Source organism: Streptomyces sp. NPDC048255 (assembly GCF_040652415.1).
GTDB lineage: Bacteria > Actinomycetota > Actinomycetes > Streptomycetales > Streptomycetaceae > Streptomyces.
In genome coordinates, this window is sequence record NZ_JBEZMA010000100.1 from 1 (window position 1) to 16,988 (window position 16,988).

Genomic DNA, 16,988 nt, shown 5'->3' on the forward strand with positions numbered 1-16,988 from the left:
GGCCCTGTCCGGGCGATCTTCGCGGGCCCGCGCCGCCCGGCACGGCGCCTCGCCGCGTTGTCGGACCGCGCGAGTACGGCCGAGTACGAGCTGCGCTCCTCCGCCTTGCGATGCATCGCACCAGACGACGCGGGCTGATCCACGAAGATCGCCCGGACAGGACCTAGTAGCCCGGGGTGAAGTAGGAGCCCGGCGCGGGCGCGGCGTAGGCGTTGCCCAGGCTGAAGGGGACCGTGATCCACGGGGACGCGTTGCCGGCCGCGCCCACCGCGATCGCCTCGACGAAGTGCCCTCCCTCGTTCCAGGCCCAGCCCGGTTCCCAGATCCACGTGCCGTCGGCCGCCACACCGCACGTCCCCAGGGCGACACCGCCCTCCTGGAACTCCACGCGCACGGCGCCCGGTGCGTAGCCCGTGAAGGTCACGGCGGGGCCCGGCACCTGCTGGCGGGCGCCCGGGGACGTCACCGTCAGCACGAGGGGCTGGGCCGGCATCGGTACCTGGACCTGTACGGGGGCAGGTGCCGGTACCGGAGCGGGCGCGGCCTCCAGCGCGGCCTCCGGGTCCACGGCAGTGAAGATCACTTCGGTGCGCTCGGACTGGTAGTTGTTCGCGTCCGCCGCGAAGAGCCTGATGACGTGCCGTCCCTTGACCCAGGGCTTGTCCCGTTCCCAGGTCCAGCTGCCGTCGGGGGCGACGGGTGCGGCGCCCTGGTACTTGCCGTCCTCCCAGAGGCTGACGCGGACGGCGCCGGGGGCCGTCCCCACGAAGCGGATGGCGTCACGGGCTATCCGGTCGTTCGCGGCCGGACTCAGGACCACCGGTCGGGGGAAGGAGGAGTCGCCCCTCACCTGCGAGGTCTCGGTGAGGTACGCGTCGATGGCGGACGTGTCGCGCTCAGGCTGCTCGTAGCCGTTGCGGACCATGCCGATCCGGGGGGTGATTCCGTCGACGAGGAGGTTCAACAACCCCATCAGCGTGGGGAGGTTGCGCAGCGTGACCTTCCCGTGGTCGGTGATGAGGGGAGAGTCGTTGTAGACGAAGTTGAAGTTCTCGCGCCCCTGGAACAGCCCGATGTACGGTTCCACCTGCCGCTGGTACTGCTCGTCCTGGGGCGAGGAGATCAGGTAGATGTTGGCGGAGTGGTTCGCCCCGCTGCGCACCAGGTCGGGGAGGACCGAGTCGAGGGCGCGGACGTTCTGCTCCGTCGCCTCGCCCATCATCACCCGGACCGCGTCGGGGTTGCCCTCCATGACGCGGGTTCCGATCTGGAACTGGGGCACGCTGGCCACGATGTTCCGGAAGCCGTACTTCAGTCCGAAGAACAGGGCCGCGCTGCCGCCCTTGGAGCTGCCGAACATGGTCACGTGGTCCGGCGAGAGGGACAGTGCGTTCATGACGCGCGAGATGAGCCCGGCGACGGACTGCTCCAGGGAGAAGTCCATCCCCTTGCACAGGTAGTAGGTGTTCGCACCGTCGAACAGGTCCCGGACCCACAGGATGTTCGACCGGAGGAGGTCGAGTCTTCCGTTCGCCCAGCCGTATTCACCGGGCGCGTAGCGGTTCGCGAAGACGACGACCAGATGGCGGTTGCCGTTCCTCGCATGGGAGAACCGGTACTCGACGGGCACCGCTCCGGAGGAGTCCACACCGGTGAAGACGCGGCGGGTGTTCTGGGCTGCCTTAGACATGCTCGGAATCCATTCTTCTCACCGGCTGGCGCGGGACCTGACCGAGGGTGCCTCCGTTCCAGGGACCTGGCTGGCCTTCCTGGCCTGTATGGCCTGTATGGCCTGTATGGCCTGTCGCAGGGCCGACGGCCGCGCCGACGGCCGGCGCCTGTGCCCGGGCGGGGTCGAGGTCTCCCCCGGCGATCAGGATGCGATCGGTCAGCCTGGCCGAGGCGTAACCGTCGTCGAGGTCGCAGAACTCCTGCTGGAACCAGCGGTACCGGGCGGCGTAGTCCTGCTGGACCCGGTCGAGGTGGCGGATCGCACCGATCAGTTCCGGGGAGTTGAACAGCAGCGGGCCGGGCGCGGACTGCTCGAAGTCGAAGTAGAACCCCCGCAGGGTGTCCCGGTAGTGGTCGAGGTCGTACGTGAAGAAGAGGATCGGCCGCCCGGTGTTGACGAAGTCGAACATGAGGGAGGAGTAGTCAGTGATCATCACGTCGGTGATGAGGGAGAGGTCCGCCATGTCCGGGTAGTCGGACACGTCGAAGACGAAGCCGTCACCGGCGCCGGGCACCTGGTCCACCACGTTGGGGTGGCGGCGTACCAGCAGGACGTACTCCTGCCCGAGCTGCGCCCGGGCGTCCTCCAGGTCGATGCGGAAGTCGAGCTTGTACTTGCCGGGCGCGTAGAATTGGTCGTCGCGCCAGGTCGGCGCGTACATGATGACCTTCTTGCCCGGCGGCAGCCCGATGCGGTGGCGCACCTGCGCGGCGCGGTGCCCGGAGTCCGCGCGGCGCAGGACGTCGTTGCGCGGGTAGCCGCTCTCGACCATCTCGCCGGGGAAGCGGAAGGCGCGCTGGAGGATCGGGGTGCTGAAGCTGTTCGGGGACACCAGCATGTCCCAGTTCTGCACCTCCTTCTCCACCCGCTCCAGGTACCGCTTGTCCGCGAAGTGCACGGCCTCGATGTCGTGGCCGATCTTCTTGAGCGGGGTGCCGTGCCAGGTCTGCACGACGATCTGGCCGTCGCGCTTCTCGAACCAGTCGGGCAGGTGGTTGTTGGCGATGACGTACCGCGCCCGGCCGAGGGCCTCGTACCACTCGGGGGACCACATGCGGACCGGGCGGGCGGTGGGCGGCACCGCGACCTGGTCGTCGCGAACGACCCACAGGTGCTCGACGGGCACGCCGCGGCGGACCATCTCCTCGTGCAGCGCGCGCGGGCTGTCGGAGTACTGGGTCCCCTTGAAGGCGTCGAAGAGCACGGCCTGGGTCACGGGCTTGCGGCGGGCCTCCGGGTACTTCTTGGTGCGCATGAGCTTCTGCCGGTACGGGCCGCGCGCCTCGTCCGGCATCGCCGAGTGGACCAGGAGGGAGAGCCGGTCGTAGGCCTCGGCCTGGAGTTCGTAGCGCCGCTCGTCGACGCTCAGCTCGCTGGGGAACGCGGGGATGAGTTCCTGCGTCATCTTGACCATGAGGTCGCTGGACCGGTTCTCCGCCGTGACCGCGGACGGGTCCTGGCGGCGCAGGAAGAAGTCCCAGCGGCCGGAGGCCAGCGGGATGTCGCCGGCCAGGGTGCGCATCGCCGCAGGGGTGACGACGAAGCGGAACTCCTCGCCGTACCAGGTGATCGGGACCACGCGCTCCGCGCCGTGGGCCCGGGACCGGACGACGATGTGCGCCGCGGCGAACTCGGCCGCATCGAGCCTGTCCTGCGCCGCGTAGCCGACGACGACCTCCAGGGAGCCGTCCTCGTGCCAGGTGGCGGACTTGGCCAGCGGCAGGGCGTCCCGCTCGAACAGCACCACGTAGCCGGAGCCGTTGCGGTGCACGAAGACCTCGCGGTCCCCGCGCTCGGTCTGCAGTCCGGCCGGCACCCGGTAGTGGCCGTCGGTGGCGTCCTCCGCCATGACGGGGTAGATGGCCGCCTTGCGTCCCTCGACGTGCAGGGTGGTCTTCCAGCCGTTGGCGCCGGTGTTCCAGGTCTCCGGGACCCCGCCGGAGGAGTGGGTGCGGTGGCCGGGGACGAGCGCCTTGACCGGGATGCGGGTCACGAAGGTGAACCACCCCTCGCCGCCCGGCTGGAAGTGCACCCACGAGTCGTGCCGGCCTGCGCCGCCCATGCTGGTGACGCGGAACTTGCCCCACTCGGGCCGCTTGGGACCGAGGTAGACGCCACCGAGTTCGAGGTGGTCACCGACGATCCGGTGCCGGGTGATGCGGCAACGGACCGTCTCCACACGGAGCTTGAGCTTGCCCTGCAGGAAGAGCGGTACCACGCGGATGTTCTTGTCCACGTACCGGTAGGGCGGGTTCGCGGCGCTGCCCGCGCCACCGCGGGCGATGCCCTTGTAGCGGAACAGGCCGCGGCTGAGCACGCCGGCCGCCACGTCCCAGGTGCCCTCGGCCCATTCGCCCTTGCGCTTGAGCCGGGAGACGTCGAAGCGGACCTGGAAGCCGGACCAGTCGTAGCAGTACCGGTTCTGCTGGGAGTGTTCGGTGGCCTGCGGGTAGTAGGTGGTCTTCGCCTTGGCGACGAGGACTCGGCCCTGCTTCTTGTTCCGCAGCGCGATCGCCTTCATCGACATGTGCCGCTTGTGCACGTTGATGAAGCGGACGTAGGCGGAGCCCTCGAGGGTCAGCTGGCCGGAGTCGTCCCAGCGGGCGGCGGTCAGCGAACCGTGCAGCGACAGTTCCTTGTCCAGCCGGTACGCGCTCTTGTCGAGGCCGACCGAACGGTCGCCGAGGTACGGGTAGTTGAGGTAGCGGTGCAGGCGCCGCTGGACGGGCAGCGGCCCGCCCTTGCGCTCGAACTCGACGACGTCGAGCAGTTCCTTCAGCCGGCCCTCGCGCACCAGGAGCCACTTGACGCGGGCATCGGCGGGAAGCTCGTCGATGATGTCCTCGTCGGCCTCGTCCAGGAACTCGTTCGCCCAGTGCATGAAGGCGTCGCGGTACTCCTCGTCGGCGTCCGGCAGCACCTTCAGGTGCAGCATCAGGTCCGACTTCAGGCAGGCGAGGTCGTACTTGCGCTTGTGCTCGCTGTAGGAGCGGGCGCGGTGGCCGGCGAGGAAGCGGCTGACCGACTGCACGGCGGAGACCCGGTCCCGCAGGTTGCTGAACTCGGTGTGCCGCTGGGTGATGGAGGGCGCGGCGCCGCCCTCGCGCCGGCGCCAGAAGTAGACGATGTCCGTGAGGATGTCCACCTTGGCCGCGCGGAAGTGGGCGAACATGTTGACCCAGGAGTCCTCGTACATGACGCCTTCGGGGAAGGCGATGTAGTGGTAGTCCCAGAAGGACCGCCGGAACACCTTGTTCCACACGGTCCGGTCGTAGATGAGCTCCGGCAGTTTGGTGATGTGCGTCCCGCGCCTGCTGCGCTGCATGGGCGCCTTGTGCAGCGGTGACTGCCACCTCTTGGTGGAGTTCATCATCTGCACGTTGCCGGAGACGAAATCGGATCCGGAGCCTTCGAGGGTCTGCACGAGCAGTTCGTAGGCGTACTCGGGAATGACGTCGTCGCCGTCCACGAACGCCAGGAACTCGGCCTCGGGATGAGCCACGCGTATGCCGACATTACGGGCATGTCCCGGACCCATGGGCTCCTGGCGCAGCAGTCTGAACCGGGGGTCACGGCGGGAGAAGTCAGCGGCGATCGCGGTCGAGGAGTCGGTCGAGCCGTCGTCGACCATGATGACCTCAAGGTCGCGGAACGTCTGCCTGGCTATCGACTCCAGACATTCCTCGAGGTAGATCTCGACATCCTGGAACGGAACGACGACACTCAGGCGGGGCGTACCTGCCACTCAGAAAACTCCTCGATCGTCATACTCGTCGCCGAAGCGCGCCGAGCTGCCGCAACGCGCCGCCGACCCCGCCCCTGATCCCGGCCACGCACCGCCCCCGCACACTCACCCCGCCCTTGAGCCTGCGATCCGCACACTTATGCGATCCTCACAGGGCCTGCGCAGCGTAAGCCAATTGATGAACGGCGGGCAAGTGTGAGACGGGGCACCGCCCCCTTACGCCTTCACAGGTGCGAATGCGTGACCGGGTTCCGGACGCGGTCGGCCCGCCAACTCCCACCGGTTCAGGCCCACGTGTGCGGACCGGCGCATTCCTCTCGGCTCGGACCCGCACCCCGGTGAGGAAAGTCACCCCACCGTGCGCCAGGGACCGAAGGCGAGGCCCGGGTCGGCGAGATCCTGCCGGGCGATCCGCAGTCCGCCGTCCGCATCGATCATCGCGATCGCGACCGAGCCGTGGGCGTCGAGCGCGACGGCCGGGAGCCCCGCGCACCGGTCGCCCACGGGGGCCCACCAGGCCCCGTACTGCTCACCCTCCGTGGGGTAGGCGGCGATTTCGGGGTACCCCTCGGCCCCCCGCTGCAACAGGACCGTGCAGTCATACCCGTTGATGTGGGTACGAACGACGCCGACCGGGCCGATTCCACCCGAACCGCCCAGAGACCTCAGCTGGCGCCCCGGCCCGGCGGGGGCCTGCGGGCGGTAGGCGATGACGCTGCCGTCCGCCGGGTGGCGCCAGAAGTAGGTGCCGGAACCGGGGCCCGTCTCGTGGCAGCTGTACGTCCCCTCGACGGCATCGGCCTCCATGCGCCCCAGCCACCTGAAGTCGGCTCCGGGCGCGCCCTGGCTCCAGTACGAGGCCCCGCCGCGGAAGGGGGCGAGGAACTCCGCGCGCCCCTGGGAGGTCACCAGCGGCGCGACGGAGCCGCGCACCCATTTGCCCTGGTAGTCCACCCAATCGCCCCACTTGCCGTCGGGGTACTGGGTCCGGCCGCGTACGCCGGCTCCGAACCGGGCGACGACGACGTGCAGCGAGCCGGCCCCGTCGGACAGGACCACCGGATCTCCCGGCGGCGGGGCCTGCGCGTCCGCCGGGAAGGGATTGCCCACCGTGCGCCAGTCGCTGAGCGGCCGACCGGTCTGGTACTGGGCGGCGATGACGAACTCACGTCCGTCCGGAGCCCCGTCCCGCTGCCGCGTACCCGCGAACCAGACGAAGCCGTGGGAGTCCTGCGCCAGCGTGAACCGCCCGGTCCAGCCCTCTACGGGGAACAGGTCGGGCCCCTGCCAGCGGTCGGAGCCCGGGGCCGATTCCGTCCAGCGCACCACGCCCTCGGCGCAGCTCGCGTAGGCGGTGAGGCGTCCGTCGCGCCCGAGGCGCAGCCAGCCCGAGGTCGCCCCGCCGCCGTCGGCGGCTGTGGCTATGCCGGAGCCCAGGACCGCGGGCGGACCGGAGGTGACGTCCCGGTCCGCTTCCGCACGTCCGCGTCGCGCCATGTCCAGCCCACTCCCGTCCGTGCTCTGCTCGTGCTCGTTCCGCTTCGTATCCGGCCGGCTCCTCGGGCCGGGGGATAACTTACGTCAGTCCGCCGAGTGGCCGGTGCCTGGGGCAGGGCCCGACGCGCCCCCGCAGGGCGTGCCGGCTCATACCGGCACCGGTCCATGCCGGGCGGTCCGGTGCGCCGGGCACCCGCGCTCAGTGGCCGCCGCGCGGTTCCTTGCAGCCGCCCTCCATGTACACCCCGTGGGCCTCGACCTTGGCGGGGCTGCCGAGCCATCCGGTGACGCAGGGGCCGACGCCCTTGATGGCGTAGGCGAAGCCCAGCGCGCCGCCGCTGCGGTAGACGTCGCCGGCGGCGATCTCGTAGCCCATCGCCGTCAGCGCGGAGGTCAGCCCCTCCTCGGTGGCCGGCGTGGCGGCGCCGGGACCGGCCAGGGCCTTCTGGATGCGGAGTGCGTGGGCCTCGCCCCGGCACCGGGCCTCGGGCGTGAGCTTGGCCTGCGTCTTGAAGGCGTTGTTCTCGGCGTGCTTGGCCGCCTCGGGATCCGTGGGCAGGGCGTCCGGCGCGCCGGACGCGGCGGTGGTCGCCGCCGCCCCCTCGGCCGCGCAGCGCGCCGCGATGTCCGGAAACGCCTTGTCGTGCGCGGCCTTGGCGGCCGCCGCGTCGGCGGCTCGGTCCGCGGACGCGGACGCGGAAGGGAACGCCGACCCGGACTGCGAGGGGGACCCGGTGGCGGAGGCCGCCGACGGCGTGCCGCCACCGTCCGCGGCCCGGGTGCTCCCGCAGGCGGTCAGTGCGAGCAGGCCGACGGCGACGGCAGCGGCGGCGAGCGGGGTCGGACGTATCACAGAGGTCTCCATTTCCCTTACGGGCGGGCAAGGTTGCCGATTATGCCCGGCGGGCGGGGACCGGCCGCGGGCGGTACGGGCGCGGGCCGACCTGTCACAGGGACGCCATCAAGCCAGTCTTTGACCTGCCCCTGACAATTCAAGGTCCCTGTGCCACGCTCCGTGGCGCACTCCCGCGAGGCCCGCGGGGCCTCGTCTCACCCCCACAAGGACGTGGCAAGGAGGAGCGACATGAGGTACATCCCCACGCTCACCGCACTGGCCGCACTGGCGATCGCGGCAACCGTCACCGGCAGCTCGTCGGCGGTCGCGGCAGGACCCGCGGTCGACCTGAAGGCCGACGGCGTGATCGTCGTCGCGGGCAGTACGTGCACCTGGACCGGCGCGAGCACCAGCGCCGCCCCGCCGAGCGCCCTCACCGTCGACCGCACCACCGTCAACAAGCCCGGCGGCAACCTCACCTGCGACGGCAACATCACCGCCGCCCTCAACAACAACCCTTCCTTCACCTTCGACGACACCGGCGCCGTGGCGAACACCGACCTCATCGACATCACCGGCAAGCAGAGCTTCATCTCCTGCCGGTACAAGGCGACGAACCTCGTCTGGGACCGGGAGGGGACCACCCGCAAGTACGTCAACCGGCCCTTCACGGCGACCAAGACCTCGGGCAGCTTCCTGTGTCCGGGCTCGGTCACCACCGCCGCCGGAGACGCTTCCATGCTGTTCCGCTGACCCGGCAGCTGACCGGCCGTCGGCGCCCGCCGACGGCCGGTCAGTCGAGGGCCGCGAGGGCGGCGATGATCTCGCTGGTGCTGCTGACCTTGCCGAGGCGCGGGAAGATCTTGCCGAAGGTGTGGGCGTGCGAGTCGGCGTCCGTATCGGCGGTGGCGTCCTCGGCGAAGACCAGTTCGTAGCTGTGCTCCCAGGCGGTCCGGGCCGTGGACTCCACGCCGGCGCTGGTGGAGATGCCCGCCAGGACGATGCGGTGGACGCCGCGACGGCGCAGCTGGAGGTCGAGCTCGGTTCCGGTGAAGGCACCCCAGTGGCGTTTGGTGACGATGATGTCGCCTTCGGCGGGGAGTTCGGCGGGGAACTCGGAGAAGGCCGGGGGCGGCGCGGCGGCCGGGCCGGGCCGGTCGGCGGCCGCGACGGGCAGGTCCCCGCCGTCCGCGGACCAGGCCACCCTGACGAGGACGACGGGCAGCTTCCTGGCCCGGAAGGCTTCCGCGAGCCGGACGCCCTTCTGGAGGATCTGATCGGCGGGGCGGCTGACGGGCAGGCCGAGGATCCCCTTCTGGAGGTCGATCAGGACGAGGGCGGTCTGCGCGTCGAGGTTCAGGCCGGTCATCAGCAGGCTCTTCCTTCGGTTCGGTCCGACCGAACATAACGGACATACCCTTGAGCGCCAAGCAAGGCTCGGCCCGCTGCGCAGAGCGGACCGTACGGGTCAGCCGCGCACCAGCAGTCCGCGTTCGAGGGCCACGACCACGGCGTGGGTACGGTCGCTGACGTCGAGCTTGGCGAAGACCCGCAGCAGGTGGGTCTTGACCGTGGCCTCCGCGATGACCAGGCGGCGGCCGATCTCCACGTTCGAGAGGCCGTCGGCGACCGCGTTCAGCACGTCCACCTCACGGGCCGTCAGCGCCACGGCGGCCGGCCTGCGCATCCTGGCCACCAGCCGTGCCGCGACCCGTGGGGCCAGGACCGTCTCGCCGCGCGCGGCGGACTGGATGGCCTCGACGAGCTGTTCCCGGGTGGTGTCCTTGAGCAGGTAGCCGATCGCGCCGGCCTCCACCGCGCGCTCGATCTCCTCGTCGGTGTCATAGGTCGTCAGGATCAGCACCCGGGTCCGGGTCCGCCCGGCGGCGATCTCGGCGGTGGCGCTCGCCCCGTCCAGCACCGGCATCCGCAGGTCGATCAGCGCCACGTCGGGCTCCAGCCGCTCCACGAGCTCCACGCCGGCCCGGCCGTCGCCGGCCTCGCCGACGATGTCCACGGTGGGCTCCGAGGCCAGCAGGGCGACGACGCCCGCCCGCATCACCGTGTGGTCGTCCACCACGACGACGCGCAGGGGCTTGTCGTTCGTACCGGTCATGTCATTCCTCACCGTTCGTGGGGATGGTCGCGAGGATGCGGGTGCCGTCGCCGAGCGAGCTGGTGACCGTGAGGTCCCCGCCGAGTTCGGCGAGGCGTTTGCGCATGCCGTTCAGTCCGAAACCGCGGGAGTCCGCGACGACGAAGCCGCGGCCGTCGTCGGTGATCTCCAGTTCCACGCCGTACGGGGCCTGCGCGAGGACCACGTCCACCGTGGAGGCGGCCGCGTGCTTGCGCACGTTGGCCAGGGACTCCTGGGTGCAGCGCAGCAGGGCGATGCGGGTGGGCTGGTCGCACGCGACCTCGGCGAGGTCCGCGGTGACGGGCAGCCCGGTGTCCTCGGTGAAGCGGTCCAGCGTCCGGCGCAGGGTCGCCGCGACCGAGCCCGGGGCGAGTCCGCTCTGCGGGGCGGAGCCGACGAGGATCCGGGCCTCGGCGAGGTTCTCGCGGGCCGTCTGCTCGATCGAGAGCAACTGCTGGGCGCTGCGCGCCGGATCGCTCTCCAGGCCGGAGCGCACCGCCTCGGCCAGCACGATGATGGAGGCGAAGCCCTGGGCCAAGGTGTCGTGGATCTCCCGGGCGAGCCGCTCGCGTTCCTCGGCCGCGCCCTGGAGCCGGTGGGCCTCGGCCAGGCTGAGCTGGGTGCTCGCCAGTTCGGCGCGCAGCTGGGCGCGTTCGTCCCGTAACTCCAGGGCCCGGGGCGTCAGGAGGGCGGTGAGCACGCTCACCGCGTAGACGGCGAGGGAGGAGATGGTGTTGGTGGTGAGGTGGTCCGTGTTCCAGCCCTGGCGCAGGGTGCCGCCGATCGTGATCGCCGCGGCGCCGATGCCGCTGAACACGATCGCGGAGCGCAGGCTGTTGACGAAGATCACGAACTGCGGGAGCGCCAGGGTGTAGAGCACTCCGTACCCGTCGCGCAGGTAGGAGAGCCCACCCAGGGCGACGAGCAGGACGCACAGGTGGGCGTAGGCGCCGCGCACCGGGTTTCCGGGCCGTCGCCTGACGGTCGCGTAGCTGAGGGCGAGCAGGACCAGCAGCGCCAGCGACCCGTACTTCGTCGCGCCGGGGAGGTCGGCGACGGCGGTGAGCAGGATCAGCAGTCCGATGACCGCCCACGACGTGATGTCCCACCAGTGGAGCATCCATATCCAGAACGGGTCGCCGCGCTGTGGCCGTTGAAGCATGATCGTCAGCCTACGTTCTGCCGGGCCGGCGCGTCGGGCAGGTGGCCGCTCCCGGGCCGTGCGGGGCGCAGCGGCCACCAGGCGCGCTCGCCGAGGAGCAGCATCAGTGAGGGCAGGACCATGAGCCGGATCACCACCGCGTCCAGCAGCACGGCCAGCGCCAGGCAGAAGCCCATCTGCTTCATCTCGGTGAGGTGCAGGGCGACGAAGGCCCCGAACACGGTCACCATCACGATCGCGGCGCTGGTCACCACCTTCGCCGAGCGGCCGATGCCGTCGATGACCGCCTGGCGGGCGGGCATCCCGCGGTCGCGCGCCTCCTTGATCCGACTGACCACGAACACCTGGTAGTCCATGGAGAGGCCGAAGAGGATGACGAAGAGGAACAGCGGCACCCGGGAGGCGATGGCCCCCAGGGAGTCGAAGGCCAGCAGGCCCTCGGCCCACGTGCCCTGGAAGACGGCGACGAGGGCGCCGAGCGCGGCCGCCGCGGACAGCAGGTTGAGGAGGACTCCGGTCAGGGCGATGACCACCGAGCGGAACGCCCACAGGGTCATCAGGAAAGTCACGAGCAGCAGGAAGCCGAGGACCAGGGGCAGTTTGGCCCGCTCGTGGTCCACGTAGTCACGGCCGCGCGCCACATCACCCGACACCGCCGTCTCCACGCCCGCCAGTGCGCCGGCCGTGGCGGGCAGGTGGTCCTGGCGCAGCCGGTTCAGCGAGGCCGCACCCTGCTGCGAGGTCGCGGTGAACGGTACGGACAGCTCCAGTAGGGTGGTCCGCCCGTCGGCGGAGGCGAGGATCCTCGGCTCGGCGCCCTGGGCGAACAGCGGGTCGCTCTGGACCCGTCGGCCGAGGTCGGCGAAGGACTGACGGACCTCGGCGGCTCGTTCGGGGGTGGCGCGGGCGACGACGCGGTGCTGGGTGGTGCGCTCGGGGAAGGCGGCGTTCAGCCGGTCGTAGACCTGCACGGCCGGGATGTCGCGGGAGAAGGTGTCCCGCCCCGGGTCGACGAGCTTGAGGCCGAGGGCGGGCGCCGAGAGGGCGAGCAGGGCCAGTACGGACAGGCACAGGGTGAGCGCGGGGCGGGTGCGGGCGGGGCGCAGCAGGACGCGGAAGAGCCGCCCGGCGTCCGCGTGGGCGTCCGCGTGGGCCTCCGTGCCGTTCCGGCTGTTGCGGCGGCGTTCCGCGCGGCGCGGGCGGGGAGGGGTGCCGCGCTCTGCGAGGCGTTCGGCCCTGCGGGCCGCGCGGCGCTCGGTGCGGTTGCCGATCTTCACCAGCAGGGCGGGCAGTACGGTCAGCGAGCTGGCCACGGCGACCGCCACGACCAGGATCGTGCCCGTCGCGAGGGAGGAGAAGATGACGTCGGCGGCCAGGTAGAGGGTGGCGGTGGAGAGGATCACCGCGAGTCCTGAGACCACGATGGCCCGTCCGGCGGTCGCGGCGGCCAGTTCCACCAGCGCCTCGGAGCTGAGGCCGCCCCGGGCGCGGGCCCGCTCCTCGCGTTCCCGCTTGAGGTAGAAGAGCGTGTAGTCGACGCCCACCGCGAGGCCGATGAGCAGGATCATGTTGGTGCCGACCCCGGCGTCGGGCAGCAGGTGGGAGGCGACCATGGAGAGCCCGAGGGCGGCGGCGATCGAGGACAGCGCGAGCAGCAGCGGTACTCCGGCCATCACCACGGAACCGAAGACGAGCAGCAGGGTGACGAGGGTGAGCGGCAGGGTGATGCGCTCGGAGAGCGCGAGGTCCTTGCCGCGCTGGTCGTTGACGCCCTTGCTGATGGCCGGGGATCCGGTCTCCTCCACGACCAGGTCCGGGTGGCCGGCGGCCACCTGGGCGGTCTGTTCGAGCAGGGGGGCGACGTTCTTCTTCCCGTCGAGTTCGGCGCCCTTCATGACCACCGGCACCATCAGGGTCCTGCCGTCGGCCGAGCGCAGCGGGGCGGCCACCTCGGCGACCTGGGGCAGGGCGCGCATCCGGTCGGTGATCTCCCGGGCCGCCGCGGCGGCTTCCTCCGGCCGGTGCGGTGCGCCGGGCCGGGCGGAGACGAGGACCTGTTCGGTGGGCTTGCGTTCGAGGCCGCCCTCGGCGGCGACGGCCTCGGCGCGGCCCGCCTCGCCGACGCGGAAGTCCTCGGAGGTGGCCTGGTGGGTGCCGACGGCGATGCCGGCACCCAGGCACAGGAGGACGAAGGCGAACCAGCCTGCGATAGCGCGTCCGGCGTGCCGGGCGCTCCATCGGGCTATGCGGACGTGGAGTTGGCTCATGCCCCGATCCTGGTCCGCGGGGTGCGGTGGCCGTGACGTCCGGCGGACTGAACCTCGTGTCCACCGGTCGGTGGACACCGTCGCCCGGCCAGGGGTTCCTCAGGGCGTCAGCTGGTACTCGGGGAAGTTGCCCGGCAGGCGCTCGCCGTCGGGTCCTTCGGTGACGGCGTGCACGAGCAGTTCGCCCCCGACGAAGGCCCCGCGCCAGGAGCCGCCGAAGAGCTCCTCGCGGTCGCCGCGCGAGCGGGGCTTGCCGTGGCCGAGCTTGAATGCGCGGATCTGGGGTGCGAGGCGGGCGAAGGTGGCGGGGTCGTCGGTGGACAGGGTGGCGACAAGCGCCCCGCCCGAGGCGTTCATCGCCGCGAGCAGTTCCGCCTCGGTGTCGACGAGGACGATGGAGTCCACGGGCCCGAAGGCTCGGCGTGGTGGAGCGGGGAGGAGGCCGGCGGGCTCAGCGGCGTCAGCGGGGCCACGTACGCGGAGGTGTCCTGGCCCGGGAGGAAGCGGGCCGGGTCGAGCCGGCCGCGGAAGAGCGGGACGGCGCCCCGCTCGACGGCTTCGGCGGCGTGGTCGGTGAGCTCCTTGGCCTTGGCGGCGTTGATGAGCGGGCCGAAGTCCAGTGGGCACCGCGTCGCCCCGGCGGCCCCGGCCGTCCCGGGGTGACGCGGGCCGCCGCCCGCGGCACGGCGGCGGGGCCCGGACCGGCGGGGAGCGCCCCTTGCGCTGGCGGGCCCTACTGCCGCCGGCCGGTTCCCTTCCCGGGCTCGGGGGCGATCAGGGCCGTCAGCCCGGGGTCCAGCTCCGATCCGTCGACGAGCAGGGCCTCGACCGTGCGGGTGGCCGGGTCGATGTCGGCCTCCATGCCCTCGCCGGTGTAGCGGGGGTAGCCGGATGCACCCGTGTCCCCGGTCGCCACGACCACGGCCGATCGCAGGGGGTGGTCCGCCTGGGGGGCGCCGGTCCGGTTCTTGACGTGCTCGGGTACCAACAGGATCTCGAAACGCTGCGGCTCGGTGCTCATGGCCCGACGCTAGACACCGTCGCTCCGGCCGTGCAAGAACCCTTGCGCTCTGGGAGCAGTACGGCGGCCAAATGTCACGAGGTCGGCTCTGTGACCGGGCCCGCCGGGGTCAGGCCGGACGGTAGCCGCGGGCCCGGACCAGGCTGCGGGTGAGGGCGGTGAAGGCACGGGCCGCGGCGCTCTCGTAGGCGCTGTCCCGGCGCAGCAGGGTGACCGTACGCGGCGGGAGGGCGGGGTCCAGGGGGACGGGGCGCAGGTGCGGGTGGTCGTCGGTGACGGCGTCGGGGAGCACGGTGGCGAGGGTGGTGGTGCGGACGATCTCGGTGAGGGCCTGGACGGAGTTCGCCTCGACCGCGATGTGCGGCCGCACGCCGTGTACGGCGAGATAGGCGTCGATGTGCCCGCGGGTGGCGAAGTCCCCGCTGAGCAGCGCCAGTCGGAGCCCTGCCAGGTCCCGTACGGGCACGGGTGCGGGCTCCGCTTCGCCGCCGCCGGCCGCACTGGTGGCGGTGACGAGGCCGAGGGTCTCGGTGAACAGGGCCGTCGCGGCGATCCCCGGCAGGTGCGGGCCGTGGAAGGCGAGGCCGAGGTCGTGCTCGTCGGCGAGCAGCCCGGCCTCGATGCGGTCCTGGGGCATCTCCCGGACCTCCAGGGTGATGCCGGGATGGGTCGTGTGGAGTGCGGCGACGACCGGGCCGGCGAGGTACGCCGTGAAGGTGGGGGTGAGGGCCAGGCGGAGGTGGCCGCGGGAGAGGTCGGCCAGGTCCACGACCGCCCGCTCGGCGGTGGCGAGCTCCCGTAGGGCGGCGCGCGCGTGCTGGACGTAGGTCTCCCCGGCGTCGGTGAGCCGTACGGCGCGGCCGGTGCGGTCCAACAGCTGCGCGCCGACGGCCCGTTCGAGCTGCTTGACCTGCTGGGACAAGGTGGGCTGGGAGATCCGCAGGTCTTCCGCGGCGCGGGTGAAGCTGCCGTGTTCGGCGACCGCGATCAGGTAGCGCAGGTGACGCAGTTCCAGGGCCATGAGGCAACTATAGATGGCATCGATAGGAGAGATGGATATTGCGTCTTGGACACAATAGATGCAGGTCGTGCAGGGTGGAACACGTCAAGCCCCGCGGGGCGCATCCCACCAGGGGAGTGACCATGCACGATCTATCGGACGGTGTCGCACGCTTCCAGCGGGAGGTGTTCCCCGCGAAGGAACGCCTCTTCGCGGAGCTGGCCGACACGCACCGGCCGGCCACGCTGTTCATCGGCTGCTCGGACGCCCGTGTGGTGCCGGAGCTGATCACCCAGAGCGAACCGGGCGAGCTGTTCGTCATCCGCACCGCGGGGAACCTCGTCCCCACCTACGCGCCGGTCCCGGACGGGGTGACGGCCAGCATCGAGTACGCCGTCGCCGTCCTCCGGGTCAGCTGTGTCGTCGTGTGCGGGCACTCGGCCTGCGGCGCGATGACGGCACTGGCCGAGGGCCGGGACCTGGGCGCCGCTTCCTCGGTCGCCGGCTGGCTGCGCCACGCCGACGCCTCGGTGGCCCGTACGGCGGGGGCGGGCGCCGACCGGGTCGCGGCGCTGGTCCGCGAGAACGTCCGCGCCCAGCTGGCGAACCTGGCCACTCACCCGTCGGTCGCCCGGGCCCGGGCCGAAGGGACCCTCACGCTGCGCGGCTGGGTCTACGACATCCCCACCGGCCGGGTGGCGGAGGTCGGCCCGGCCTCGGACCGCCCGGCCGCAGACCGCCCGGCCGCCCTGTCCGTCTGACCCGTACTCCCCCACCCCGTACCCACCCGCACGCCCTCCCGGAAGGACCCCGTTCCATGCTGCACGCCCAGCTCGACCCCACCGCCCGCCAGTCCCTCGCCGTCGCCGTCGTCGAGGCCAAGACCCGCCGGGACCTGTCCTGGCAGCAGCTCGCCGACGCCACCGGCCTGTCGGTCGCCTTCGTCACCGCCGCCCTGCTCGGGCAGCACGCCCTCCCGCAGTCCGCGGCGGAGGCGGTCGCCGGGCTGCTGGACCTGGACGAGGACGCGGTCCGCCTCCTGCGGACGGTCCCGACCCGCGGCTCGGCCCCCGGCGCCGTACCGACCGACCCGACGATCTACCGCTTCCACGAGATGCTCCAGGTCTACGGGACCACCCTGAAGGCCCTGGTGCACGAGCAGTTCGGCGACGGCATCATCAGCGCGATCAACTTCAGGCTGGACGTCAGGAAGGTCGCCGACCCCGAGGGCGGGGAGCGCGCCGTCATCACCCTGGACGGCAAGTACCTGCCGACGAAGCCCTTCTGAAACGCCACAGAGCCTTCCGCCCGATGCCGGGCGGAAGGCTCTGTGATGTGAAGACCGGCGCCCACCTGGACGGCCTCGTGGCCGTCGGGTGCCTGCGGACGGGGCGGATCCATGGATCCGGAAGGAACAAGCCGGGGCCCCGTGGGCACTCGCGCAGGCGTCCGAGGCCCCGGCTCGCAAGGGGAACCGCGTCAGCTGCCGGCCGAGAGGTTGCCCGACAGGACCGGGATGTTGCTGAGGATGTGCGAGAGCGGCTCGTCGCCCTTGGCCTGGGTGGAGTTCTCGGTGCACTGCTGGTTCTGCG

General features: G+C 71.6%; 13 protein-coding genes and 2 pseudogenes. 3 read left to right on the forward strand and 12 right to left on the reverse strand.

What is annotated here, in order from left to right; translation table 11 throughout:
- Window positions 1–163 precede the first annotated feature (163 nt).
- The 4 genes from AB0D94_RS36530 to AB0D94_RS36545 form a co-directional block, all read right to left on the reverse strand.
- The gene (locus tag AB0D94_RS36530) at window positions 164–1,690 is read right to left on the reverse strand and encodes a hypothetical protein (protein WP_362061816.1); all 1,527 of its coding nucleotides are present in this window, start codon (window positions 1,688–1,690) and stop codon (window positions 164–166) included.
- A complete protein-coding gene (locus tag AB0D94_RS36535; protein WP_362061819.1) occupies window positions 1,683–5,477 on the reverse strand; it encodes a bifunctional glycosyltransferase family 2 protein/CDP-glycerol:glycerophosphate glycerophosphotransferase in 3,795 nt (1,264 codons plus the stop codon). The genes AB0D94_RS36530 and AB0D94_RS36535 overlap by 8 nt, the downstream gene beginning before the upstream one ends.
- 348 nt (window positions 5,478–5,825) lie before the next feature.
- The gene (locus tag AB0D94_RS36540; RefSeq protein WP_362061822.1) at window positions 5,826–6,974 is read right to left on the reverse strand and encodes a hypothetical protein; all 1,149 of its coding nucleotides are present in this window, start codon (window positions 6,972–6,974) and stop codon (window positions 5,826–5,828) included.
- A 199-nt stretch (window positions 6,975–7,173) separates the two neighbouring features.
- The gene (locus AB0D94_RS36545; RefSeq protein WP_362061825.1) at window positions 7,174–7,827 is read right to left on the reverse strand and encodes a hypothetical protein; all 654 of its coding nucleotides are present in this window, start codon (window positions 7,825–7,827) and stop codon (window positions 7,174–7,176) included.
- Between the two features lie 231 nt (window positions 7,828–8,058).
- Here AB0D94_RS36545 and AB0D94_RS36550 point away from each other — a divergent pair, with 231 nt between their 5' ends.
- Window positions 8,059–8,562: a hypothetical protein gene (locus AB0D94_RS36550; RefSeq protein WP_362061828.1), complete on the forward strand. Its 504-nt coding sequence runs from the start codon at window positions 8,059–8,061 to the stop codon at window positions 8,560–8,562.
- Window positions 8,563–8,602: 40 nt separating this feature from the next.
- On the opposite strand, the gene AB0D94_RS36555 is transcribed toward AB0D94_RS36550, so the two are convergent.
- From AB0D94_RS36555 to cynR, 7 genes and pseudogenes are all read right to left on the reverse strand, one after another.
- A complete protein-coding gene (locus AB0D94_RS36555; protein WP_362061831.1) occupies window positions 8,603–9,178 on the reverse strand; it encodes a hydrolase in 576 nt (191 codons plus the stop codon).
- Between the two features lie 99 nt (window positions 9,179–9,277).
- Entirely contained in the window at window positions 9,278–9,925 is a 648-nt protein-coding gene (locus AB0D94_RS36560) for a response regulator transcription factor (protein ID WP_362061834.1), read from the reverse strand.
- Between the two features lies 1 nt (window position 9,926).
- Window positions 9,927–11,108 (reverse strand): sensor histidine kinase, encoded by a 1,182-nt coding sequence (locus AB0D94_RS36565; RefSeq protein WP_362061837.1) that lies wholly within the window; start codon window positions 11,106–11,108, stop codon window positions 9,927–9,929.
- 5 nt (window positions 11,109–11,113) lie between these two features.
- Window positions 11,114–13,375: an MMPL family transporter gene (locus AB0D94_RS36570; protein WP_362061840.1), complete on the reverse strand. Its 2,262-nt coding sequence runs from the start codon at window positions 13,373–13,375 to the stop codon at window positions 11,114–11,116.
- A gap of 99 nt (window positions 13,376–13,474) precedes the next feature.
- Window positions 13,475–13,995 (reverse strand): annotated as a pseudogene (locus AB0D94_RS36575) (aldehyde dehydrogenase family protein); the annotation flags it as partial.
- Window positions 13,996–14,108: 113 nt separating this feature from the next.
- Complete coding sequence (locus AB0D94_RS36580; protein ID WP_362061843.1) at window positions 14,109–14,396, reverse strand: hypothetical protein; 288 nt, start codon at window positions 14,394–14,396, stop codon at window positions 14,109–14,111.
- Between the two features lie 109 nt (window positions 14,397–14,505).
- Window positions 14,506–15,417 carry a transcriptional regulator CynR gene (cynR, locus tag AB0D94_RS36585; protein WP_362061846.1) on the reverse strand — a complete coding sequence of 304 codons (912 nt, stop codon included), beginning with the start codon at window positions 15,415–15,417 and terminating at the stop codon, window positions 14,506–14,508.
- A 122-nt stretch (window positions 15,418–15,539) separates the two neighbouring features.
- On the opposite strand from cynR, the gene AB0D94_RS36590 reads away from it, so the two are divergent.
- Both AB0D94_RS36590 and cynS read left to right on the forward strand, forming a co-directional pair.
- On the forward strand, window positions 15,540–16,157 hold the full coding sequence (locus AB0D94_RS36590; RefSeq protein WP_362061849.1) for a carbonic anhydrase: 618 nt from the start codon (window positions 15,540–15,542) through the stop codon (window positions 16,155–16,157).
- A gap of 56 nt (window positions 16,158–16,213) precedes the next feature.
- Window positions 16,214–16,684: a cyanase gene (gene cynS / locus AB0D94_RS36595; protein ID WP_362061852.1), complete on the forward strand. Its 471-nt coding sequence runs from the start codon at window positions 16,214–16,216 to the stop codon at window positions 16,682–16,684.
- 191 nt (window positions 16,685–16,875) lie between these two features.
- On the opposite strand, the pseudogene AB0D94_RS36600 reads toward cynS, so the two are convergent.
- Window positions 16,876–16,988 (reverse strand): annotated as a pseudogene (locus tag AB0D94_RS36600) (RdlA protein); the annotation flags it as partial.